This is a genomic window from Acinetobacter sp. LipI_23 (assembly GCF_058243045.1).
In genome coordinates this window covers 2,925,652-2,948,717 of sequence record NZ_JBZAYJ010000001.1, presented here as the reverse complement: position 1 = coordinate 2,948,717, position 23,066 = coordinate 2,925,652, and the positions used below count along the sequence as shown (strand labels likewise).

The following is a 23,066-nucleotide window of genomic DNA, read 5'->3' as shown; positions in this document are numbered from 1 at the left end:
ATTTAAACGGGTTGGATCAGGCCGTGTTCAGCAAAAGAAAAAGCACCTTCGGGTGATAAAATGAAATGATCAATCACTTGAATATCCACGAGCTGACTGGCTTGAAGAATGCGCTCGGTCAGTTCGATGTCCGCCGTGGAGGGTTGAGCTTTTCCAAGCGGATGATTATGTGCAATCACGATAAAGGTAGCGTGTTGAGCAATACAGTAACGTAGCAATTGATTGATCGATATTTCACAAGAATTTACTGCACCAAAGAACAATTTTTTAAAGTTTATTTTTCTTAAATGTGCATCCAAGCAGAGCACCGCAAAGACTTCTTGGTTTTCGCCTGAAAACTCATACTGTAAAAATTTGAGTAGTTGAGCTGAATGATTGAGTTCCAACTTGTGTTGCTTGAGCTGCTGGCTACTGTAGCGTCGCCCCAATTCTTTGACGGCCATTAATTGTGAATACTTGGTCGGGCCAATACCGTGAAATTGGCTGAGCTCGGGCAGTTCAGCATCAAAAACCGCATTCAGACTACCAAAATGTTGCAACAAAAGACGTGCCAATTCGACTGCAGAATGTTGTGTTGAACCCGAGCGGATGAAAATAGCCAGCAGTTCTGCATCGGAGAGGCTGGCTGGTCCTTGTTGTAATAAGCGTTCACGTGGCCGCTCTTGTTCGGGCCATTTTTTTATGGATAAGTGCATTATTTTATACTTTTTTATTCTTAATCTGAGAAACAGGGCCCAATCGATGATTGGGTACGAGACTATTTAATGCTATTGTGAGCGCCACTGCAACAGAAAGGTAGCCTGTTCGTGAGCTTTGATCTCAGTGTAATTCCAAATAAAAATATCCTTTTAGCTGTTACGGGCGGTATTGCTGCCTATAAAAGTGCCATTTTGGTCCGCCGTTTAAAAGATGCGGGTTTTCAAGTCCGTGTGGTGATGACCGAAGGTGCACAGGCTTTTATTACGCCGCTAACTTTTCAAGCTTTGTCGGGCAACCCCGTCCATACAGAACTTCTCAACCCTGAAGCCGAAGCGGGCATGGGGCATATTGAGCTAGCACGTTGGGCAGACTTACTCTTGGTTGCGCCTGCCAGTTGCAACACCATTGCAAAGTTTGCTGCGGGTTTAGCCGATGACCTGCTTTCTACTTTATATTTAGCCACCAAAGCCCCTGTATGGGTCGCACCAGCCATGAACCAACAAATGTGGGCAGCAAAAGCGACGCAGCGTAATTTAGCGACTTTGGTGGAAGATGGCGTGCATGTAATCATGCCAGATGCGGGTGCGCAAGCTTGTGGTGATGTCGGGTTAGGCCGTATGCCTGAGCCTGAGGATTTGGCACATCAAGTGACAGAATACTTCCATAAAGCGCAGCGTGCCATGGCTGAAAAATTTGGGATGTTGGCGGGTAAAAAAGTAACCATTACTGCCGGGCCAACGCGTGAAGCGATTGATCCTGTGCGTTATATTTCCAACCACAGTACTGGGAAAATGGGCTTTGCCATTGCTGCTGCATGTTATGCGGCAGGAGCCAAAGTGACTTTAATTGCAGGTCCTGTCAGCTTAGACACACCGAACGGTGTACGCCGAATCAATGTTTCATCTGCCATGAAAATGCTGGATACCAGCATGCAAATGTTAGATGAAGGCTGTGATGTGTTTATCGCGACAGCCGCTGTTGCTGATTATCGTGTCGCAGAAGTTGCAGAGCATAAGATTAAGAAAGCAGGGGACGAGCTCAATGTTTCTTTAATCAAAAACCCTGATATTGTGGCGACCATTGCACAGCAAGATAAACGCCCATTCATGGTGGGTTTTGCAGCAGAAACACGCAATGTCGAGGAATATGCCGCAGGTAAATTGGTGGCGAAAAAGCTCGATATGATTGCCTGTAATGATGTGTCACGTCCTGATATTGGTTTTGCTTCTGATGAAAATGCGATGACGGTCTTTTTTGCAGAAAGCTATAAAATGGAAAAGCGCGATTTGGAAAAAGCGTCGAAACAAGAAATTGCTTTGCAGTTGGTTGAAGCGATTCATGATGCTTTACATCGAGACCCTGAAAGTGATGATGATTTTTAATTTACATCGGTCTTCATTTTTGCGATATTCAATGCAGCCTTAGGCTGCATTTTTTTGCAAACTCATAGGAATAAGAATGAAAACATTATTAAAGGTTGTGCTGTTGAGCAGTGGTTTATGTTTGGCAGGACTTGCACAAGCGTCGGAAGTGCTAGAAGGTGCGATGAAATCTTTGGCGAAGAATTCAAAAGCTTTTGCTCAAGCCAAGACTGCCACAGAGGCGAATACCGCATTAACTGAAATGCAAAAAGCTGCGGCAACTGCCAAGCAAAACAAACCTGACAGTTTGGTGAAACAACCAAAAGACAGTGTTAAAGTGAAACAATATGAACAAAAGTTTGATGCATTAACCCAAGAAATTGAACATGCTCAACATTTGGTACATGCTGGGAAACTTGCGGAAGCCAAACAAAGTTCAACCAAGTTTGAGGCTATTAAGCAGCAAGGCCATAAAGCATTTAAATAATTCAGTACAATAAAAAAGACCGCAAAAGCGGTCTTTTTTATGTTTGAAGGGCTTAAAGTTTTAAGCTTGACCTTCAACAGCAGCTGCTTGAGCACGCTGCATATTTGCTTCGAACTCAGCATCAAAGTTAATTGGTGTGAGTAACAATTGTGGGAAACTGCCTTTAGTAACCATATCATTCACCGCTTCACGAAGGAACGGGAACAAGATGTTCGGGCAATATGCACCTAAGATGTAAGGAAGACGTTCTTCTTCAACACCATCTACAAGGAAAATACCCGCTTGAGTAACATCGACAATAAACGCCGTGTCGCCTGCATTGTTTGCTTGTACAACCACTTTAAGTGAAACTTCATAGTGAGTTGGATCAACTTTTTCAGCAGAAGATGACAAGTTGATGTTCAACTCTGGTTGCCATTCTTTGGTAAAAACTTGCGCCCCAGGAACTTCAAAAGAAATATCTTTTGTGTAAATACGTTCTAAAGCAAGTTGTGGTTGAGCTTCACTCATTTTCTAATCCTTAATATGCTGAGCTAATTATGCCAATAGTTGGTCGAGTTTGCCTTCACGCTCTAAAGCATAAAGCTGATCAAAACCACCAATAAATTGGTCATCAATAAAAATTTGTGGAACCGTACGGTGATTGGTGCGTTGCATCAATTCAATGCGGACTTCTGGCGCTTCTTTAGATAAATTAATTTCTTTATATTCAACGCCTTTACGCTCAAGGAGCTGCTTTGCGCGAACGCAATATGGACATACAGTCGTTGAGTAAATAGTGACTTGAGCCATGAGTTTCTCCTTGTGCAAATTATTTAGCTTTAACCAGTGGTAAGCCTTGAGCCTTCCAGTTGCTAATCCCGCCATCTAAACGATAGCTGTCAGTATGTGCAACTTGTTGTAAAGCAGTACCTGCCACTTGGCCTAAATTACAGATGAAGACGAGTGGACGATCTGCAGCTTTTAACTCTTCAGCATGTTTTGTAATTTGGCTGTAGGGAATGTTGCGACTTCCACTGATATGACCTTCACGGAAATCTTTGGCATCACGTAAGTCAATCAACATGGCATTTTTAGCTTTCACTAAAATACCTAAAGATTGTGGTGAAATTTTGCGACCATTGCGTTGTCCTTCAAGTACGAAAAACAAAACAACCAATACCGCAAGTGTTCCAAATAAGAAGGGGTGATTCCCCATAAACTCGAACCAACGTTCCACAAGTCACCTAAATTACAATTCAAAAATTGCTAGAGAGTATAGCTCATAAAATATGGTGATCAAAATCACCGCTTCAAGGGCTAAGGTTGAATAAAAATTAATTTTTTTGCTGAGCTTCAGCAATTTCATCAATCAGACGTAAATAGCTGTCTAAACGGCGCGTTAAAATTTCACCATTTGCCGCAGCTAAGCGTAAAGCACATTGTTTTTCATGTTTATGGGTGCAGTTACGGAACTGACAGTAGCCCAACAAGTTTTCAATTTCAGGAAAACCACGTTGCACTTTGTCCGCATCTAAGTGCCATAAACCAAACTCACGAATTCCTGGTGAGTCAATCAGTGAAGCGCCTTCGCCAAAACCAATCAAACGGGTAGAGGTCGTGGTGTGCTGCCCTAAGGCTGAGTTTTCAGAAATCACATTGGTTTTCTGCGCAGCATCAGGCACGATGGCATTAATTAAAGTGCTTTTACCAACACCAGACTGGCCAACAAAAGCGACAGTTTCATTTTTTAAACGCTGGGTCAGTGCCGTTAAGTCACCATCGGCTTGGGTTTGCATCACTTCATAGCCTAAGGCTTGATATTCCGCAATCAACGCTAAAATCGGGTCATTGTCTTTGAGCAAATCAGTTTTATTCAGCACCAAAAGTGCTGGAATATTGGCATCGGCACAGGCCACCAAATAACGGTCAATCAGACCTGGTGCTGGCTCAGGCAGTGGCGCAAATACAATCACAATCAGGCTGATATTGGCCGCGACAGGCTTCACTTTGTGATAACGGTCTGGACGAGTCAGTAGTGACTGACGTGGCTGTATGGCATTGATGATCCCGAGTCCTGTATTTGGGTCGGCTTGCCATTTGACACGATCACCTGTGACCAGTAGTTCGAGGTTGGTGCGTGTGTGACAGCGCCAAATGCTGCCCAGTTCAATCGGTTTCCAAAACGGTTCAGGTTCACCTGCTTGTACTGTCGGTTTGATGGGATGTGGATCTGGAGTCGTAAGGGCTTGCACTTCAAGCTGACGGCCGTAGTGTTGTACCACCAAGCCTTCTAAGTCATTTGAAGTGTCGATATCTTCTTGACGTGTTTGCTGTTGTTTCTGAATGCGGCGTTGTTGCTGTTCAGTTAAACGACGTTTACGAATTAAAGCCATTCATATCCTAAAAAACCATGAATTCAAGATGGCAAAAATAGCACGAAGCAGGGTATCAGTTACAGCATCGAAGCAATTAATTTGCTACTATCATCGTTTTTAAGCCGAATAAGATTGCACATTTATGAGCAGCACCGCTGATACGCGTTTGATTTGGATTGACCTTGAAATGACAGGTCTCGATACTGATAATGACCAAATTATTGAAGTTGCTACAATTGTGACGGATGATAACTTAAATATTTTAGCTGAAGGGCCTGTGCTTGCTGTACATCAGCCAGACCGTGTGCTGAATGCAATGGATGAGTGGAACACCCGCCAACATGGTCAATCAGGCTTAATTGAACGTGTACGTCGCAGTAAATTGACTGCGCAAGATGCGGAGCAGCAAACTTTAGAATTTCTAAAAAAATGGGTCAATCCAAAAAGCTCACCAATGTGTGGCAATTCAATCTGTCAAGACCGCCGTTTTTTACACCGTTTAATGCCTGAAATGGAACAGTATTTCCACTACCGTAATTTAGACGTGTCTTCGGTAAAAGAGTTGGCTAAACGTTGGCGTCCAGAAATTATGAGTGGTTTGAAAAAGAATGCTTCACACTTAGCGATGGATGACATTCGTGATTCGATTGCGGAACTGAAGTATTATCGTGAATACTTTTTTATTATGAATAAATAAGTATTACAGAAAGAGGCGCTAGCCTCTTTTTTATTGAAATCGAATAGAATAGAGCTGAGGGTATTGGTGTAGAAAAAAGAAACACTTTTTTGCTATACAAGTTTAAAACAAGCTTTATGATAAAGTAAATTAATTAAATTATAACAAAGAGTTGAGTTATGCAAAGTAATAACCCTATTTTGAACCGCGTGGAAACACATGCGGACTATAGTCAACCAATGACTGTTCAAGGTGCTATTCAGAAGTCTGTATTACTTACAGTGATTGCAGCTGTGGTCGGTATGGCACTGTTTTTCTACTGTTTCATGACCTTAAATATTTCGCTAGCCTATGCTGCAACCTTAGTCGGTGCGATTGGTGGTCTAATTTTAGGCCTGATTGCAACTTTTAAACCAAATACCGCACGTACCCTTGCCATTCCATATGCCTTGTTTGAAGGTGCTTTTTTAGGTGGGGTGTCGGTCATTTTCCAATTGAAATATCCGGGTGTACCTTTACAAGCGCTGTTGGCAACTTTTGTCACCACTTTAGTGATGTTTGGTTTGTATCGTTTTCAAATTATTCGTGCTACTGAAAAATTCAAATCGGTAGTGATGTCAGCATCGATTGCCATCGCGATTGTCTTTGTGGTGCAGATGGTTATGCGTTTGGCTTTTGGTTCAAGCATTCCATTTTTATTTGAAAACAACTTATTAGGTCTAGGTTTTGCCGCTTTTGTTGCAGTGATTGCATCACTGAACTTAATTCTAGATTTTGATTTAATTGAAAGTGCTGCGGCTCAACACGCTCCGAAAGCGATGGAGTGGCTTTGTGGTATTGCACTACTAGCGACTCTGGTGTGGATGTACTATTCATTCCTACGCCTACTCAGCATGCTGCGTGGTGACGACTAAGTTCCACAGTTTTAACAAATACGCCCCTTCATCGGGGCGTATTTGTTATTGAATGTTGATGAATTGAAAAAAGGCGCATTATGCAATTTCGGTTTCAACTTAAACTTGGCATTATGCAGATAAATTATTTTGAGTGAGAGTCACATGGCACAAGGACTATTGGCTGGAAAGCGTTTTTTAGTAGCAGGTATTGCAAGTAAATTATCAATCGCATTTGGTATTGCTCAAGCACTTCACCGTGAAGGCGCGGAACTTGCGTTTACCTATCCAAATGAAAAACTGAAAAAACGTGTAGATGAATTTGCAGCACAATTTGGCTCAACGATTGTTCTACCATGTGATGTGGCTGTCGATGCTGAAATTGAACAAACTTTTGTTGAATTGGCAAAACATTGGGATGGTTTAGACGGTGTGGTGCATTCGATTGGTTTTGCGCCTGCGCATACATTGGATGGTGACTTTACCGATGTAACTGATCGTGATGGTTTTAAAGTGGCACATGACATCAGTGCATATAGCTTTATTGCTATGGCGCGTGCTGCGAAGCCATTACTTTTAGTTCGTCAAGGGTGCTTGTTGACCTTGACTTACCAAGGTTCTGAGCGTGTGATGCCAAACTACAACGTGATGGGTATGGCGAAGGCATCATTAGAAGCGGGTGTACGTTATTTGGCTTCAAGCTTAGGTGCAGAAGGGATTCGTGTGAATGCGATTTCAGCAGGCCCAATCCGTACTTTGGCGGCATCTGGTATTAAATCGTTCCGCAAAATGTTAGACGTAAACGAAAAAATTTCACCACTTAAACGTAATGTGACCATTGAAGATGTGGGTAATGCTGCATTATTCCTTTGCTCACCTTGGGCAAATGGTATTACGGGTGAAATCATGTATGTCGATGCAGGTTTCAATACTGTGGGGATGAGCCCAGACTTGATGCTCGATGACTAATTAGATTGATTCAAATTATTTGATAAAGCCGCTTTGATAGCGGCTTTGTTTTGACGTGAAATTTGACAAATGATAAGGGTACTTTATCTGTTTTAATTTTCTGGAACACTTAGATCAAGTTCACCTTCACGATAAAGTTGCCATTGCTCCCATGCCTCAGGAGCATAAAGATCATAGTAGCCACGGCTCTTCAATAGAGCAGGCATAGCTGACAACGGAGTCATAATAACTGTGGCATTATCTCGGATTCGTAATATTTCTTCTTTTGAAAGTGGCCTTTTAGCAATTTCTTCTGCCCTGACAAGCAATGTCACCAGCGCAGGAATAAAGACTTCTACCATTTTTTCCTCAGCCATTTAAAACCCCTTTTGCACAGAACTTTCATATAATAGGCCTAGGTTTGTGTTTCTTCTAATTAATGTGCTTACTAGGTTAATCTTGCTCTGGGTATTGATATTATAAGTTTAAGATCAAACCCATTAAACTTATGATCTTCCCAATTTTCTACAATTAACTCGATTGTTCTACCTGCTACTTTTTCAGAATATGGATAACAACCTAAAATAGCATTTTTCATTTCTTCAGATAAAGTTACACCTAGGCTAGATAAACACAAAATTTCTGCTATCGATCCCTTAAGTATGTAATTACTGTTATATAGTACATCACCATATAACCAATTGATCTTAAAATTATTTTTTATCAGTATATGAACCAGTAATATTTACGTCAAAACATAAAATATGTGAAATACAACAGTTTCTAATTTCAATCTGATACTCAGTTTCTTGATTAGTTATATTATTAGTTTATCTGAGATTTATTTTAATGGTCAGCAACTTTCGTATGAAGTTGTTTTTGATGATCAAGATAAGATTAAACGTATTCACCAGATCCAGAATAATCCAGATCTGGTGAAAGAATAAGAGAACAAAACAATAGCGCTAGGACTATTGTTTTGGTAGTTCTTTTACAGGACTTCCACCCAAGGCTTGCATCAACGTCACATAGGCGTTGTACTGACTCTGTTTGGTATTGACCAATGTTAAGCGTGCAGTACGCGTGGTTTCTTGTTGATCCAATAAGGTTTTTAAAGCTACGGCACCATAGCGATAACGCACTTGAGTCAGGCGTTCTACCTTTTCAGCAAGCTCCAAATTGCGTTGTTGCAATTGTACCTGTTGACTGAGTTCAGTACGTGCTGACAATCCATTTTCTACATCGGCAAAAGCTTGATACAAGGTCTGACGATATTGCACGATAGCTTTTTCATAGTCCAATTGACTAATCGCAAGGTCACGTTTCATGTCGTTATATTGTAAGAACGGCAGACTTAAACTTGCGCCTAAGGTGAGGGCTGGGTTCTTGAGCAGTTGCGTTAGCGAGGTACTGCTTGAACCAAGATTCCCAGTCAAACTGATCGAAGGATAATAGCTCGCCGTGGTGGCATCTTTGGTCGCTAAACTCTCTCGTAAACGTAGCTCAGCTGCTTTTAAGTCTGGACGGCGCGACAAAATGTCGGCAGGTAAGCCCGCTGCGATACTTGGCAAAGCTAAGCGTGGTAAACGCTGAGGTTCATCAATATTCAACTGCTGTACAGGCATATGCAGTAACACGGCAATTGCGGTACGGGTCTCGACCAAACTTTGCTGAATTTGACTCAGACTGGCTTTTTGACTTTGTACTGACTGTTCAGCTTGAGTTAAGTCCAGTCCTGATACAGCCCCAGCTTGATACTGAACTTTAACCAAGTCATACAGTTTTTGTGAGGTCGCAAGGCTTTGCTCGGCAGTTGTACAACTTTCATTATAATAGGCCAACTGCCAATATAACTTCGCCGTGGTGCCAATTAAGCTTTGAGCAGTGGCTTGCAAATCTTGCTCAGTTGCCAGTGCTTCCCATCGCTTTGCTTCAGTTTGACGGGCCAATTTACCAAATAAATCGACTTCATAACTGAGTCCTGTTTTGGCAGATAATCCGCTTGATGTGTCATTTCCATCATTTAAATTAAAACTATGTCCAGTAGATAAACCTGTACTTGAACTCACTCTAATTTTTTGCTGATTCTCAGCCAGTTCTGCTTGTAAGCGCGCTTGCTTTAAGGTTATCCCTGCAACGGCCAAATCGGCATTCTTTGCGAGCACGGCATCGACCAGTTGATTGAGCTGTGCATCACCAAATAACGTCCACCATTGATCGGCATACAGGGCTTGTTGGCGTTGTTGTGATGTTACTTTGTCGTACTGAAACTGGGTCGGCGTCTGTACCGCTGGTGCTTGATAAGGTGTTTTAACCACAGCTGCACAGCCAACCAAGGTGCTGCCAAGCAGCATCGCGGTACAAAGGCGCGTTAATAAAAAAGGCATATTGTTTCCTTATTCTCTGGCAAGTGCTGCAACAGGGTCGAGTTTGGCTGCATTTTTTGCAGGCAAGAAACCAAACACCACACCAATTAAAGTCGAGCATACAAATGCGGCGATAATAGACGTGGTTGAGTAAGCAACCCCGAAATTACCCCCAGCAAATTTTTGAATGATTTGTCCTAGACCCAGCGAGAGCAATACCCCTAAAACCCCACCAATCAGGCAGACTAAGATGGCTTCAATCAGGAACTGCTGCAAAATATCACTTTGACGCGCACCCACCGCCATTCGAACCCCAATTTCTTGCGTCCGTTCGGTGACCGAGACCAACATAATATTCATTACCCCGATACCACCTACCACCAAAGAAATCACGGCAATTGCGGAAACCAATAGGGTCATGGTACTGGTGGTCTTTTCAATGGTTTGGCGAATACTGTCGCTGTTCATGGTGAACACATCTTGTTGACCATGACGCAAGGTGAGTAAGTTTACAATTGCATTTTCAGCCGCACTGGTGGAGTACTTATCATTGATTTGCACTACGATATTGCGCACATTACTTTGACCGAGCATACGACTCATGACCGTGGTGTAGGGCATATATACATTCAAAGTATCGTCGGAACCCATAGCGCTGGTTTGTGGTTCGACTACACCAATAATTCGCGCAGGAACACTGCCTAAAAGTACGACCTGCCCAATCGGACTGCTACCATCACTAAAAAACTGTTTTTGTGTATTGGTGTCAATGACCACGTCTTGGGTGCGGTCACGGACGCTCCGCTGGTCAAAGGTTTGTCCATTTTTGAAGGTCAGGCCTTTCACTGTGAAATAATCGCCACCGACACCATTAATGGTGGCATTGGCTTCACTTTGTTGATAGCGAATCGTTTTGGATGAACTCACCATGGGACTGACCGCACTCACATACGGTTGGGTGGCGAGCGCTTCAGCATCGGCAGGAACAAGGGTTTTAAAGTTGGCCGTTTTGGAGTTGTCACCAAAACCACGACCTTGGAACACCGTAATGGTGTTGGTTCCTAAACTACTGATGTTACTTAAAATTTGCTGTTGTGATCCATTTCCTAAAGCCACCACTGTCACGACGGAGGCAATCCCGATAATAATGCCAAGCATGGTCAAAAAGGTTCGCATGCGGTGCGCATTCATCGACAAAAGTGCCATACGAAAGGCTTCACCTAAACGGTCGAGTAGGGAACGCCATGCGGAGACACTTTTATTTTTTTCTTGTTGGGCAGAAATCGCAGTTTCTGCATCAGGATCGCTATGCAGTTCAGTGTCGTGCTCAGGTTGATTGACACGGTCTGCAATGATTTGCCCATCACTGATCTCGATAATCCGCGAGGCATTTTTCGCCACTTGCATATCGTGGGTGACCAAAATAATAGTATGGCCTGCGGCATTTAACTCACGCAAAATCCTCATCACTTCCACGCCGCTATGCGAGTCTAGGGCACCTGTCGGTTCATCGGCGAGAATGACATCACCGCCATTCATCAAGGCACGTGCAATCGAGACACGTTGTTGCTGCCCCCCAGAAAGTTGACTCGGACGGTTTTGAGTTTTATTACCCAGTCCTAATTCTGTCAGTAAAGCAGTGGCACGTTGTTTACGCGCATACGGTGTTGCACCTGCATAAACGGCAGGTACTTCAACATTACCTTCTGCGGTTAAGTCGCCAAGAAGATGGTAACGCTGGAAAATAAAACCAAAATACTCACGACGTAATTCAGCCAATTGGTCTGGTTCGAGTTTACCTGTTTCGCGGCCATTGACCTGATAACTTCCTGAGGTTGGACGGTCGAGACAGCCCAAAATATTCATCAGGGTCGATTTACCTGAACCCGACTGGCCGACAATGGCAACCAATTCACCTTCGTAAATGGTCAGATCAATGCCTTTGAGAATTTGGACAGTACTTTCGCCAGCTGGAAACTCTCGCACCAAATTGCTGACTTCAAGCAAGGCTTTTTTGGTCATGCTTACATTCCCATCGGTGGACTGTTACGACGGCGGTTGCTGCTATTGGCAGAAGCCGCAGAGTTCTCTGAACTGTCTGCAATCACCACTTGATCACCTTCTTTTAAGCCTGCAAGCACCTGTGCATTGACACGGTTATTGATCCCCACCAAAATTTGTTTGGGTTGAGCTGAGCCGTCCGCTTGTAAGACACGAACTACGCTCAGCGTAGCTTTACCTTCTTTAACCAATTGTTGTTGTGCTGCATTTAAATTTAGACGTTCAAGACGTGGACCTTGTGGACGGTCTGAGTCCGATTTGGTTTGTGTAGATGACGCTGCTTGCGTATTTGAACCACTGTTACGTTTTGCATTTGCAGGACGATTGGAAATTGCAGAAGAAGGGACTAATAACGCATTTTTTGCAGAATCGAGCACGATGTAGACTTGTGCAGTCATATCAATACGTAGCTTGCCATCATGGTTGGGTACATCAAATAGAGCATTGTAGTAAATTGCGGTGCTGGTTGATGTGCTGGTGGTACTTTCATCGGTAATCGAGTCTGGCGCGGGCTCAACTTGACGTAGGCTAGCATAACGCTTGCTGTCATCACCTAAAGTGGTGAAATACACCTGTTGGCCTTTTTCAACTTTCATGATGTCCGCTTCACTGACCTGCGCCTTAATGGTCATGTTTTGCAATTTTGCAATTTTAACAATAGTTGGCGCACTTTGATTGGCATTTACAGTTTGACCTTCCTCAGTCACGATCGCCACCACGGTACCGTCAGTCGGTGCCACAATGCGGGTATAACCGATATTGGTTTGTGCAGTCGACTTGGTTACTTTTGCAGATTCAATCTGTGCATCAATGGCTTTAATTTGTGCTTGTGCTGTTTTATAGCTGGCCTCAGCCGATTCTAATTCTGCTTTTGATGTAGCATCTTGTGCATACATTTGTTGTTGACGTTTATATGCCAGTTGCGCCTCATTAAGACTGGCTTCTTGTTGTAGACGCTGCGCTTGCAAATTTTTAATATTGGCTTCTGCTGTTTTGAAGCTGTTTTCTTGAGTGGTTGAATCAATCTGCGCAATCAATTGACCTTGTTTAACTTCATCACCCAGTTGCACATACATTTTCTGTACTTGACCTGAGACCTGTGCGCCTACACTCACCAGTTTGGTTGCATCTAAAGTACCTGTCGCCAATACCGTATTTTCAAGATCACCACGAGTGACAGATTCGCTAATATATTGTGGTTGTTCTTGTTTTGGTTTGAAATATGTCCACGCGACATAAGCAAGTACGGCAACACACAGTACCGCGATAACCATTTTGACAGCTTTTATTTTTTGCATTGGAATCAGGGAGTAAACAGAATTGCAGATAGTATAAAAGCGAAATACGGATAAATCGTGAATTTTTTGAACAAATAGAAATGATTATTATTTTTAAAAGACTCGTTGCGGTAATTTAAGCGGGAAAGAGTGATTTTCCACACAGCGTTGCAATGGCTTGCATCACGACATGTTCAGCATTTTCATGCCCCAAACCTTTGATCGAAGCATCAATGCGAAGCAGGAGACTGGGCCACGTTAAAAAGCACTGCGGATTCAGTCGACGTAATGCTTGTTGATAGACGCTGACTTTATTCTTCCAAATCCCTAGTTGTAGTGCATTTTGCGGTTGCTCAAACAGTTGCATGAGTAAACGCATTTCTTTGCTTATGCTCCACAAAATCAGACTGAGGGGTTCACCTGAGGCAATCAGGTATTGGTAAATTTTAATCGATTGCGCCAGATTGCCTTCGAGCAGAGCATCACTCAAATCGAAAGTACTATAGCGGGACTGATCTTGTAAGCAGGCATGTAAATGATCAATCTGAATCAGCTCGACCTCGGCAAAGGTGTCGCTGACACGCATTAAGCTATTTTTAGCTGCAAGTAAGTTGTGTTCATGGTGTTGTTCTAGCCACTGCCATGCATCCTGACTCAGTTTAACCCCAAGCTTATCTGCTTCAATGCTTAAAATCTGCTGACGATCACGCGGATAATTCGCGGTCAGGGCAACATGCACTCCATTGGCTTCAACCGTTTGGAAAAAGCCCGTTTTTAGGCTGGCGCTGTCCTGTTTTGGCATCACCACCAAAAGCAAGTTCTGTTCATTGCTTTGGATATAGCTTTTTAGCAACTTTAAAGCGTTAGCATCGGGTTTAATATTGCCATGAACTTCAATGGCAAGCTGGCTTGAAAACAAGGACAAGCTGTTGAGCGCATTAAAGACATTTTTCCAGTCATTGACATTACTGATGTCATGCCGTTGTCGTTCAATCTCTTGCTTTTGCCAACTTGCTCGAAATGCATCCAGTAAGTTTTGTTCAAGCAATGGCTCTTGACCTTGCATAATCCACGCGCCACGAGCTTCATCGACACGTTTTAAGGCTTGCAAATAGTCAAGTTTCATTGTTAATAAACCTTACTGCTGTGCAGGTGGTAGACGGTTCGATGAAATTTGACGCACAATTTGCTGCGCGACATCATCCACGATGACTTGATTCAGATAGTTTTTCTCTTGGTCATCGGTATTGACCGTTTCAACGTTGTATTGATAACTACGTGATGCGACTACGGTGCGTGGTTCAGTGATTGGACGGCCTTGTGCATCTTCAATACGGAAGGTGACATTGAGGCGTAGTAATACTTCAATCAGTTTACCGTTCAGCTCTAAACGCTGCGGTTTATAGTCTAGCACGCGAAGCACATAGGCATCTGAACCACTGCTCAGCTGTACACCAGACGCACCCAAATAAATGGCCAATTTTTCATGTAATTCATCGGTGTTCTTCGGAAGCACCAAATTCATTTTTGAATAAGCAATCGGCGTTGCGCTTGGATTGGTGCCTTTTAAATGAAAGCCACACCCGACCAAGCCAGCACTTAGGCCACAAGTTAAAACAATAGCTGCCAAACGTTTGCCTAAATGCATGTGTTGTCCTCTGTTTGCTCTTTTTGATAAAAGAAAAATAATATGTCGTGATTGTATGTGCAAAGCCCGTTGACTGGCAACGGGCTTTGTTTGGGTTTTGTTTAGAAATCCCTCCCGACCTCCCTTTGAAAAGGGAGGAGTTCCCCTCTTTAATAAAGAGGGAGTCAGGGAGATTAAGTTAAACCACCAAATTCACTAATTTATTTGGCACCACAATTTCTTTCTTGGTTGGACCTGTCAAGAATTGTTGAACTTCTGGCAAGGCTTTAGCCAATGCAAGCAATTCATCTTTCGATGTATCGACAGACACTTCTAATTTGCCACGCAGTTTACCATTCACTTGAACAACAATCGTTTGCGTATTACGTGTGAGTGCAGATTCGTCTACAGTCGGGAACAATACGCTGGTTAAGTCTAGTCCAAATTCAGCCAATAAAGTCTGGCTTAAATGTGGTGCAAATGGCGCAAGTAAAGTTAAAAGCGTTGTAATCGATTCACGAGCAACCGCAACATCATTATCATTTTTCGCTTCAAACTTATTGTTCGCATTTAACAGTTCCATCATTGCTGCAATAGCCGTGTTAAAGGCATGGCGGCGTTCGATGTCATCACCCACTTTTTGAATGGTTTCATGCGTTTTACGACGTAAGTCTTGTGCTTCTGTAGATAGTTGAGCAGTATCAATTGCAGATGCTGCATTGCCTTTTTCAAGGAAGCTGGCAACCAAACGCCATACACGTTTCAAGAAACGGTTTGCTCCTTCTACACCTGCATCAGACCATTCAAGTGATTGATCTGGTGGAGCTGCAAACATCATGAACACACGTGCCGTATCTGCACCGTACTGATCAATAATAGCTTGTGGGTCGATACCATTATTTTTCGATTTCGACATTTTCTCTTGGCCGCCAACAATCACGTCTTGACCATCGCCTTGGTATTTCGCAGATAGAATACGACCTTTTTCATCACGTTCGAGGTCGATATCCGCAGGGTTAAACCAAGTTTTCTTGCCTGATTCAGCTTCACGGTAATAAGTGTCTGCCAAGACCATACCTTGAGTTAACAGGTTGGTAAATGGTTCATTGCCTTGTACTACACCTTCATCACGCATTAACTTGTGGAAGAAACGTGCATAAAGTAAGTGCAGAATCGCGTGTTCAACACCACCGATGTATTGGTTTACAGGAAGCCATGTTTGAGCAGCTTCAGGCTTAACTAAACCATCAGTAAAATCAGGAGATGCATAACGTGCATAGTACCAAGATGATTCTACAAAGGTGTCCAAGGTATCGGTTTCACGACGTGCATCGCCACCACAACTTGGGCATTTGGTTTCGTAGAATTCAGGCATCTTGTTCAATGGGTTACCCGAGCCATCAGGTACGACATCAGTTGGTAAGACCACTGGAAGTTGCTCTTCAGGTACAGGAACCTGACCACATTTTTCACAGTTGATCATTGGAATTGGGCAGCCCCAATAACGTTGACGCGATACACCCCAGTCACGTAAACGGAACTGAACTTTCGTACTTGCAAGAGTTGTTGGTTCTAATTTCGCAAGGAACGCATCATAAGCAGCTTGGAAGTCTAAACCGTCAAATTCTGCTGAATTGACCAATTTACCTTCTTTAGAGCCGTACCATTCTTGCCATTGTGCAGCATCAAAGTCTGCATCGTCTGCACCTTGAGCATCAATCACTTGTTTAATGGTTAAGCCGTATTTATTGGCAAATTCAAAATCACGTTCGTCGTGTGCAGGTACAGCCATCACAGCGCCAGAGCCATAAGACATCAACACGTAGTTGGCAATCCAAACAGGAATGTCTTCACTAGTGACAGGATGCTTCACAGACAGACCTGTTGCCATACCTTTCTTTTCAGCGGTAGCTAAGTCAGCTTCAGCCACAGAACCCATACGGCATTCTTCAATAAATGCTTTAAGTTCAGCATTATTTTCCGCAGCTTTCAGCGCCATTGGATGTTCTGCTGCAACTGCAACATAAGTCACACCCATTAAGGTGTCAGCACGTGTGGTGAATACAGTAAGGCCATCTGCGTAAATTTCAGGATTCGCTGAAGGGAAGGTGATATCCATTCCTTGTGAGCGACCAATCCAGTTACGTTGCATGGTCAAGACTTGTTGTGGCCAACCGTCTTTTAAGGTGTCTAAATCGTCTAATAATTCTTGCGCATAGTCGGTAATGCGGAAGTAATACATTGGAATATCACGTTTTTCAACCAATGCACCTGAACGCCAGCCACGACCATTTTCAACTTGTTCATTGGCAAGTACAGTCTGATCCACAGGATCCCAATTTACGGTAGATAACTTACGGTAAATAAGGCCTTTTTTATAAAGTTGCACGAACAACCACTGTTCCCAGCGGTAGTATTCAGGGGTACACGTTGCAAATTCACGATCCCAATCGACTGAAAGACCTAATTTTTTTAATTGGTCACGCATATATGCGATGTTTTCAAAGGTCCATTTTGCAGGTGCAACTTGGTGTGCAATTGCAGCATTTTCAGCAGGTAAACCAAAAGCATCCCAACCCATAGGTTGCAGGACAGTTTCCCCTTTAAGGCGGTGGAAACGGCTGATGACATCACCAATGGTGTAGTTACGCACATGACCCATATGCAGTTTGCCACTTGGATAAGGGAACATCGAGAGGATATAACGACGTGGACCTTCTACAGAGTCGGCAACTTTAAAGGCTTTACGAGCTTCCCAGTCTTGTTGGACGGTAGGTTCAATCGCGCTCGCTTGATATTCAGGGTCAATGTGAGTAGTCATATACGTATGTAGAACAATGGTTAAAAAGTTTGTTGCACAGCATAGCGCAAAATGCACCTAAAAGTGAATTTTGCGCTATGCTGTGCAGGAAATTAAACAAGCTGAAAATAAATCCGGAACCGTACGGAATGATTAAACCGCAGGGCGGACTTGTTGGCCTTGTTGAAGTGCTTCATTCGCTTCACGTCGTTGATTTTCTAAATCAACTGCTGGTGCTGCTGGGGCAGCGCTTGGTACAGCATTGGGGGGAGCTGGTACGGTATTTGGCATATTGGCAGGTGGAGGTGCTTCCGATGACGCAGCTTGTGGCGAATTTTTCCAACCATAGGTATCGACTTTGCCTTTTTTCTTTGCTGTTTTGGGTGGAGGTGTCGTGGTGTAATGTGTCGAGCCTTGGCTATCAACCCACTTATAATACGTCTTGGCAAAGCTTTGTGTACTGCCCATTGCAATCCCCATCCCCACCAAACATGCTGCCATTTTTGCAAACTGAATACTCATCTACCATTGTCCTTTTTATATCCGGAGTCATTGGATTTTATCGGGTTTATCGTTGTCGTTATTTTATGCTAATTTGAGAATAATAAGCAGTGTTTGATGCATTTTTCATCTGAGTTTTTTGAAATATTTTGCAGGTCAAATCCTCAGTTTAATGCGTGAAATATGCGTCATGGCACAGTATGAAAATCAGAAGGTTGTGCTAAAAACTGATGAGCAAATGCTGATCTATACTTAAAAATGAAAAAACCTGAGATAGATGTTGAATTCAAATTTGGGTGAATATCTTATTAAACTTATTTATGGGTTTTATTATGTTTTTTTATTAATAAATTCAGTGAAATAGAAATCTATTTGTTTTTGAACTAAAAAACCAAGAAAAAGCGACTCAGTTTTCTTTGTTCGCGATGAATAAAAAACAAACGCTCTGTAAATAAACAAAAAAAAGCTAATTTTTAAACTTGACTTTAGTCACGAAACTCCTAAAAATGCTGTCTTTAGTTTTATATGCCTTTACTCGATCACCCTTCGATAAAGTGTCATTTCATGCAATGGACACGCTTTCTAGCCGAGACCGTGAACAAAGTAAAAAAATGTGTTTATCCCAACACGTTTTAGATCTCATATTGCTCAAACAGCATACAGATCAGAATTTTTTCCTATTGCTATGAAAACTAAGAAATATGTGTGCTATAACAGTGCAGACAATCAATGAATGAAACACTGCTGGTGCCTTCCACCATTGCAGTGATAAAGATTAGGGTGAATCACGTTGGAACTTTTATCTGGTGGTGAAATGCTCGTTCGCGCATTGGCGGACGAAGGCGTTGAACATGTATTTGGATATCCAGGCGGCGCAGTTTTACATATCTACGACGCGTTCTTTCAACAAGACAAAATCAATCATTACCTCGTGCGCCATGAACAAGCTGCTGGCCATATGGCAGATGCTTACTCACGTGTAACAGGTAAGACGGGTGTGGTCCTCGTGACTTCAGGTCCGGGTGCAACCAATACTGTGACTCCAATTGCAACGGCTTATATGGACTCAATCCCAATGGTGATTTTGTCAGGTCAGGTTGCGTCACATTTAATTGGTGAAGATGCATTCCAAGAAACAGATATGGTCGGTATTTCTCGTCCGATCGTAAAACATAGTTTCCAAGTGCGCCATGCCAGCGAAATTCCTTCGATTATTAAGAAGGCATTTTATATTGCAGCTTCTGGCCGTCCGGGTCCAGTTGTGGTCGATATTCCAAAAGATGCAACCAATCCTGCTGAGAAATTTGCTTACGAATACCCAGAAAAAGTGAAGATGCGTTCGTATCAACCGCCGCATCGTGGTCACTCAGGTCAAATTCGTAAAGCGATTGAAGAGCTGATTCACGCTAAACGTCCTGTGATTTATTCAGGCGGTGGCGTGGTTCAAGGTAATGCTTCTGCACACCTAACTGAACTGGCGCACATTTTGGGCTTCCCAGTCACCAATACCTTGATGGGGCTTGGTGCATTTCCTGGCAATGATCCGCAGTTTATTGGCATGTTGGGTATGCATGGGACGTATGAAGCGAATATGACCATGCACAATGCTGATGTGATTTTGTGTATCGGTGCGCGTTTCGATGACCGTGTGACCAATAATCCAGCAAAATTCTGTCCAAATGCCAAAGTGATTCATATTGATATCGACCCTGCGACGATTTCAAAAACCATCATGGCGCATATCCCGATCGTGGGTGCGGTAGAACCTGTCCTTCAGGAAATGTTGACACAGTTGAAACAAATGAATGTGTCTAAACCAAATCCTGAAGATATCGCTGCTTGGTGGGCGCAAATCAATGAATGGCGTAAAGTTCACGGCATGCGTTATGAGTCTGGTGCAAACGGCGTAATGAAACCACAACAAGTGGTGGAAGCGCTGGATAAAATCACCAATGGTGATGCGATCATTACTTCTGACGTAGGTCAGCATCAAATGTTTGGTGCGAACTATTATAAGTATAAACGTCCACGCCAATGGATTAACTCAGGTGGCTTAGGCACCATGGGTGTAGGTTTACCCTATGCGATGGCCGCGAAATTGGCTTTCCCTGACCAACAAGTGGTGTGTATCACGGGTGAAGCATCGATTCAGATGTGTATCCAAGAGCTTTCGACCTGTAAGCAATATGGCCTAAACGTAAAAATCCTCTGCTTGAATAACCAAGCTTTAGGGATGGTGAAGCAGTGGCAAGATATGAACTATGAAGGACGTCATTCAAGTTCTTATGTAGATTCATTGCCTGACTTCCCTAAATTAATGGAAGCATATGGTCATGTTGGCATCCAAATTGACCATGCGGATGAGCTAGAGTCAAAGCTTGCTGAAGCAATGGCGATCAACGATAAATGCGTATTTATTAATGTGATGGTTGACCGTACAGAGCATGTTTATCCAATGCTTATTGCAGGTCAGTCAATGCAAGATATGTGGTTAGGTAAAGGGGAGCGCACGTCATGAGACACATTATCTCTGTACTTGTAGAAAACGAAGCTGGTGCGCTTTCTCGTTTGGTGGGTTTATTCTCTCAACGTGGTTATAACATTGAGACTTTAAACGTTGCGCCAACCGAAGATCCGACTTTATCTCGTTTGACATTAACGACTTATGGCGATGACCATAAAATTGAACAAATCACCAAACAGCTCAACAAATTGGTTGAAGTGGTGAAAGTGGTTGATTTGTCTGAAGGTGCGCACATTGAGCGTGAGTTGATGTTGATTAAAGTCAAATCACTTGGCTCGGCGCGTGCTGAAATCAAACGAACTGCGGACATTTTCCGTGCGCAAATTGTTGATGTCACCCCAACGACGTATACCATTCAAATCACGGGTACGACTGAAAAAATTGATGGTTTTATTGATGCTTTAGCAGAGAACACCATTTTGGAAGTTGTACGCTCAGGTGTTTCAGGCATCGCGCGTGGCGAAAAAGTTTTAACCATTTAATTATTTAACACGATTCAACCTCCTTTTGAGTAAGAGGGGGATTTCATCAAACAATAAATCCCTTGATGGAATTACAGAATACCAAGCATTTTAGCGGAGACAGCAATGCAAATTTTTTACGATAAAGACTGCGACTTATCTATCATCCAATCTAAGAAAGTAGCGATCATTGGTTACGGTTCACAAGGCCACGCACACGCGCTTAACCTTAAAGATTCTGGTGTAGACGTAACTGTAGGTTTACGCGCTGGTTCTACTTCTTGGAAAAAAGCTGAAAATTCAGGTCTTAAAGTTGCTGAAGTTCCTGCTGCTGTAGCACAAGCTGACGTAGTCATGATCTTGACTCCAGATGAATTTCAATCACAACTTTACCGTGACGTGATTGAGCCAAACATCAAAGAAGGCGCGACTTTAGCATTTGCTCATGGTTTCTCTGTTCTTTACAACCAAGTAGTTCCACGTGCTGATCTTGACGTAATCATGGTTGCACCAAAAGCACCAGGCCATACTGTACGTTCTGAATACCAACGTGGTTCAGGCGTTCCTGACTTAATCGCGATTCATCAAGATGCGTCTGGTAATGCACGTAACCTAGCACTTTCTTATGCTTCAGGCGTAGGTGGTGGTCGTACAGGTATTATCGAGACTTCTTTCCGTGAAGAAACTGAAACTGACTTATTTGGTGAGCAGGCAGTTCTTTGTGGTGGTGCAGTAGAACTTGTGAAAATGGGCTTCGAAACTTTGGTTGAAGCGGGTTATGCGCCAGAAATGGCTTACTTCGAATGCTTACACGAACTTAAGTTAATCGTTGACTTAATGTTTGAAGGCGGTATCGCGGACATGAACTATTCAGTGTCTAATAATGCTGAATATGGCGAATACGTAACTGGCGTTGAAGTAATCAATGAACAGTCTCGTGAAGCGATGCGTAATGCTCTTAAACGTATTCAATCTGGTGAATACGCGAAGATGTTCATTAACGAAGGTGCATTGAACTATCCATCAATGACTGCGCGTCGTCGTCAAAATGCAGCGCATGGTATTGAAGTAACAGGTGGTAAGTTGCGCGCGATGATGCCTTGGATTCAAGCAAACAAGATCGTAGATAAAGAGAAGAACTAAGGTTACGTTACGTGCCTTTAAAAATGGGAAAGCAATGCTTTCCCATTTTTTTCGTACCTTGGATTCAAGCGAATAAGATCGTAGATAAAGAAAAGAATTAAGTTTCTGATCTAGCTTATTTTAAGTAATAAAACCCTGCTTCGGTAGGGTTTTTTATTGATCTACTATCATGTTTTATGTGGGGCAAAGCTATTAATTAAAAAATGTGAATATAAATAGGGCCATGATATGGCTATCGGTACACAGCTATAAGTTGATCTTACCCGTGTTCAAAATAGTTATATGGTGTCAACGAGAATTCCATTTCAGTGCTAGATATATGGGCAGCATATATTGTCAAAAAACTATTGGATTAATAACGTATCTATGAGCTTTATTGCAATAAATGCAACTCTCAAAAAGTGTACTTATGCTTACGTTTGGGTTTTTAGTGTGAGATTTAGATTTCTAAAATAGTAGGTCATGTAAATTTAAGGTTTGATTATGTGATTTTAGTCATGTTGTTCAATAACTGAAATTGGGTAAATAGCATGTGAATAAACTTTGAATTTTAGCGAGATGATCGACCTAAATTGAATAATTAGTAGAAATGTAAAGTAAAAAAAAGATGAAAAATGGATTTTTTAGCGGGTTAAGAAATTATTCACCCAAATATGTAATTAAATGTAAATTTGAAATGTTAAAAATTTCTAAGATAAAACAGAGATCTACTTAAAATATAAAAAAACACTAAAATTGTGCATCACTGAAAGTGGTGTAACTATTTTCAGGGATTTATTAAATTAATTAATAAATAAAATGACAATAAAAACAATATATTAATTTTACTTTGTTGAGATTTTAAAGTTGGGTCTCTATTTGAGTGAAAAAGGCTGCATAGATGGT

Annotated in this window: 21 protein-coding genes; 8 read left to right on the top strand and 13 right to left on the bottom strand. The window is 42.4% G+C overall.

Going from position 1 to position 23,066, the window contains the following annotated elements:
• Positions 1-2: 2 nt before the first annotated feature.
• Complete coding sequence (gene radC / locus AC4CVD_RS14475) at positions 3-695, bottom strand: RadC family protein (RefSeq protein WP_490753364.1); 693 nt, start codon at positions 693-695, stop codon at positions 3-5.
• A gap of 111 nt (positions 696-806) precedes the next feature.
• Between radC and coaBC the strand changes: the two genes are divergently transcribed.
• Positions 807-2,081, top strand: coding sequence for a bifunctional phosphopantothenoylcysteine decarboxylase/phosphopantothenate--cysteine ligase CoaBC (gene coaBC / locus AC4CVD_RS14470; protein WP_094148278.1), 1,275 nt, complete (start codon positions 807-809; stop codon positions 2,079-2,081).
• Positions 2,082-2,157: 76 nt separating this feature from the next.
• A complete protein-coding gene (locus AC4CVD_RS14465; protein WP_114837573.1) occupies positions 2,158-2,547 on the top strand; it encodes a cytochrome b562 in 390 nt (129 codons plus the stop codon).
• A 60-nt stretch (positions 2,548-2,607) separates the two neighbouring features.
• Here the strand turns inward: AC4CVD_RS14465 and secB are convergent, their stop codons facing one another.
• The 4 genes from secB to rsgA form a co-directional block, all read right to left on the bottom strand.
• Positions 2,608-3,057, bottom strand: a complete 450-nt coding sequence (gene secB, locus AC4CVD_RS14460) for a protein-export chaperone SecB (RefSeq protein WP_004697631.1) — start codon at positions 3,055-3,057, stop codon at positions 2,608-2,610.
• Positions 3,058-3,084: 27 nt separating this feature from the next.
• Positions 3,085-3,339 (bottom strand): glutaredoxin 3, encoded by a 255-nt coding sequence (grxC, locus tag AC4CVD_RS14455; RefSeq protein ID WP_004697632.1) that lies wholly within the window; start codon positions 3,337-3,339, stop codon positions 3,085-3,087.
• A gap of 19 nt (positions 3,340-3,358) precedes the next feature.
• Positions 3,359-3,766 carry a rhodanese-like domain-containing protein gene (locus AC4CVD_RS14450; RefSeq protein ID WP_004697633.1) on the bottom strand — a complete coding sequence of 136 codons (408 nt, stop codon included), beginning with the start codon at positions 3,764-3,766 and terminating at the stop codon, positions 3,359-3,361.
• A gap of 97 nt (positions 3,767-3,863) precedes the next feature.
• On the bottom strand, positions 3,864-4,922 hold the full coding sequence (gene rsgA / locus AC4CVD_RS14445) for a ribosome small subunit-dependent GTPase A (RefSeq protein ID WP_004983468.1): 1,059 nt from the start codon (positions 4,920-4,922) through the stop codon (positions 3,864-3,866).
• Positions 4,923-5,046: 124 nt separating this feature from the next.
• On the opposite strand from rsgA, the gene orn reads away from it, so the two are divergent.
• The 3 genes from orn (at position 5,047) to AC4CVD_RS14430 (ending at position 7,442) form a co-directional block, all read left to right on the top strand.
• A complete protein-coding gene (orn, locus tag AC4CVD_RS14440) occupies positions 5,047-5,601 on the top strand; it encodes an oligoribonuclease (RefSeq protein ID WP_004697635.1) in 555 nt (184 codons plus the stop codon).
• A gap of 158 nt (positions 5,602-5,759) precedes the next feature.
• Entirely contained in the window at positions 5,760-6,494 is a 735-nt protein-coding gene (locus tag AC4CVD_RS14435; protein WP_010327547.1) for a Bax inhibitor-1/YccA family protein, read from the top strand.
• A 144-nt stretch (positions 6,495-6,638) separates the two neighbouring features.
• On the top strand, positions 6,639-7,442 hold the full coding sequence (locus AC4CVD_RS14430; RefSeq protein WP_004697637.1) for an enoyl-ACP reductase FabI: 804 nt from the start codon (positions 6,639-6,641) through the stop codon (positions 7,440-7,442).
• Between the two features lie 92 nt (positions 7,443-7,534).
• On the opposite strand, the gene AC4CVD_RS14425 is transcribed toward AC4CVD_RS14430, so the two are convergent.
• From AC4CVD_RS14425 to AC4CVD_RS14390, 8 genes are all read right to left on the bottom strand, one after another.
• The gene (locus AC4CVD_RS14425; RefSeq protein ID WP_078390218.1) at positions 7,535-7,798 is read right to left on the bottom strand and encodes a hypothetical protein; all 264 of its coding nucleotides are present in this window, start codon (positions 7,796-7,798) and stop codon (positions 7,535-7,537) included.
• Positions 7,799-8,392: 594 nt separating this feature from the next.
• Positions 8,393-9,808, bottom strand: coding sequence for an efflux transporter outer membrane subunit (locus tag AC4CVD_RS14420; protein WP_490753363.1), 1,416 nt, complete (start codon positions 9,806-9,808; stop codon positions 8,393-8,395).
• A gap of 9 nt (positions 9,809-9,817) precedes the next feature.
• Positions 9,818-11,809 (bottom strand): MacB family efflux pump subunit, encoded by a 1,992-nt coding sequence (locus AC4CVD_RS14415; RefSeq protein WP_058870313.1) that lies wholly within the window; start codon positions 11,807-11,809, stop codon positions 9,818-9,820.
• 2 nt (positions 11,810-11,811) lie between these two features.
• A complete protein-coding gene (locus AC4CVD_RS14410; RefSeq protein WP_114837681.1) occupies positions 11,812-13,146 on the bottom strand; it encodes a MacA family efflux pump subunit in 1,335 nt (444 codons plus the stop codon).
• Positions 13,147-13,261: 115 nt separating this feature from the next.
• On the bottom strand, positions 13,262-14,251 hold the full coding sequence (holA, locus tag AC4CVD_RS14405; protein WP_078388511.1) for a DNA polymerase III subunit delta: 990 nt from the start codon (positions 14,249-14,251) through the stop codon (positions 13,262-13,264).
• Positions 14,252-14,263: 12 nt separating this feature from the next.
• The gene (locus AC4CVD_RS14400) at positions 14,264-14,773 is read right to left on the bottom strand and encodes an LPS-assembly lipoprotein LptE (protein ID WP_130235268.1); all 510 of its coding nucleotides are present in this window, start codon (positions 14,771-14,773) and stop codon (positions 14,264-14,266) included.
• Positions 14,774-14,951: 178 nt separating this feature from the next.
• On the bottom strand, positions 14,952-17,573 hold the full coding sequence (gene leuS / locus AC4CVD_RS14395) for a leucine--tRNA ligase (RefSeq protein WP_490753362.1): 2,622 nt from the start codon (positions 17,571-17,573) through the stop codon (positions 14,952-14,954).
• A 132-nt stretch (positions 17,574-17,705) separates the two neighbouring features.
• Positions 17,706-18,053, bottom strand: a complete 348-nt coding sequence (locus tag AC4CVD_RS14390; RefSeq protein ID WP_419275889.1) for a DUF4124 domain-containing protein — start codon at positions 18,051-18,053, stop codon at positions 17,706-17,708.
• Positions 18,054-18,843: 790 nt separating this feature from the next.
• Between AC4CVD_RS14390 and AC4CVD_RS14385 the strand changes: the two genes are divergently transcribed.
• From AC4CVD_RS14385 to ilvC, 3 genes are all read left to right on the top strand, one after another.
• On the top strand, positions 18,844-20,571 hold the full coding sequence (locus tag AC4CVD_RS14385; RefSeq protein WP_490753361.1) for an acetolactate synthase 3 large subunit: 1,728 nt from the start codon (positions 18,844-18,846) through the stop codon (positions 20,569-20,571).
• Positions 20,568-21,059 (top strand): acetolactate synthase small subunit, encoded by a 492-nt coding sequence (ilvN, locus tag AC4CVD_RS14380; protein ID WP_490753360.1) that lies wholly within the window; start codon positions 20,568-20,570, stop codon positions 21,057-21,059. The genes AC4CVD_RS14385 and ilvN overlap by 4 nt, the downstream gene beginning before the upstream one ends.
• 105 nt (positions 21,060-21,164) lie before the next feature.
• Entirely contained in the window at positions 21,165-22,181 is a 1,017-nt protein-coding gene (gene ilvC / locus AC4CVD_RS14375) for a ketol-acid reductoisomerase (RefSeq protein ID WP_004983494.1), read from the top strand.
• Positions 22,182-23,066 lie beyond the last annotated feature (885 nt).

Coding starts and splice junctions, on each gene's coding strand:
- orn (WP_004697635.1), top strand. CDS start 5,047: ATGAGCAGCACCGCTGATACGCGTTTGATTTGGATTGACCTTGAAATG.
- AC4CVD_RS14430 (WP_004697637.1), top strand. CDS start 6,639: ATGGCACAAGGACTATTGGCTGGAAAGCGTTTTTTAGTAGCAGGTATT.
- AC4CVD_RS14415 (WP_058870313.1), bottom strand. CDS start 11,809: ATGACCAAAAAAGCCTTGCTTGAAGTCAGCAATTTGGTGCGAGAGTTT.
- AC4CVD_RS14435 (WP_010327547.1), top strand. CDS start 5,760: ATGCAAAGTAATAACCCTATTTTGAACCGCGTGGAAACACATGCGGAC.
- AC4CVD_RS14425 (WP_078390218.1), bottom strand. CDS start 7,798: ATGGCTGAGGAAAAAATGGTAGAAGTCTTTATTCCTGCGCTGGTGACA.
- AC4CVD_RS14390 (WP_419275889.1), bottom strand. CDS start 18,053: ATGGCAGCATGTTTGGTGGGGATGGGGATTGCAATGGGCAGTACACAA.
- holA (WP_078388511.1), bottom strand. CDS start 14,251: ATGAAACTTGACTATTTGCAAGCCTTAAAACGTGTCGATGAAGCTCGT.
- ilvC (WP_004983494.1), top strand. CDS start 21,165: ATGCAAATTTTTTACGATAAAGACTGCGACTTATCTATCATCCAATCT.
- grxC (WP_004697632.1), bottom strand. CDS start 3,339: ATGGCTCAAGTCACTATTTACTCAACGACTGTATGTCCATATTGCGTT.
- ilvN (WP_490753360.1), top strand. CDS start 20,568: ATGAGACACATTATCTCTGTACTTGTAGAAAACGAAGCTGGTGCGCTT.
- radC (WP_490753364.1), bottom strand. CDS start 695: ATGCACTTATCCATAAAAAAATGGCCCGAACAAGAGCGGCCACGTGAA.
- leuS (WP_490753362.1), bottom strand. CDS start 17,573: ATGACTACTCACATTGACCCTGAATATCAAGCGAGCGCGATTGAACCT.
- AC4CVD_RS14400 (WP_130235268.1), bottom strand. CDS start 14,773: ATGCATTTAGGCAAACGTTTGGCAGCTATTGTTTTAACTTGTGGCCTA.
- secB (WP_004697631.1), bottom strand. CDS start 3,057: ATGAGTGAAGCTCAACCACAACTTGCTTTAGAACGTATTTACACAAAA.
- AC4CVD_RS14465 (WP_114837573.1), top strand. CDS start 2,158: ATGAAAACATTATTAAAGGTTGTGCTGTTGAGCAGTGGTTTATGTTTG.
- rsgA (WP_004983468.1), bottom strand. CDS start 4,922: ATGGCTTTAATTCGTAAACGTCGTTTAACTGAACAGCAACAACGCCGC.
- AC4CVD_RS14410 (WP_114837681.1), bottom strand. CDS start 13,146: ATGCAAAAAATAAAAGCTGTCAAAATGGTTATCGCGGTACTGTGTGTT.
- AC4CVD_RS14420 (WP_490753363.1), bottom strand. CDS start 9,808: ATGCCTTTTTTATTAACGCGCCTTTGTACCGCGATGCTGCTTGGCAGC.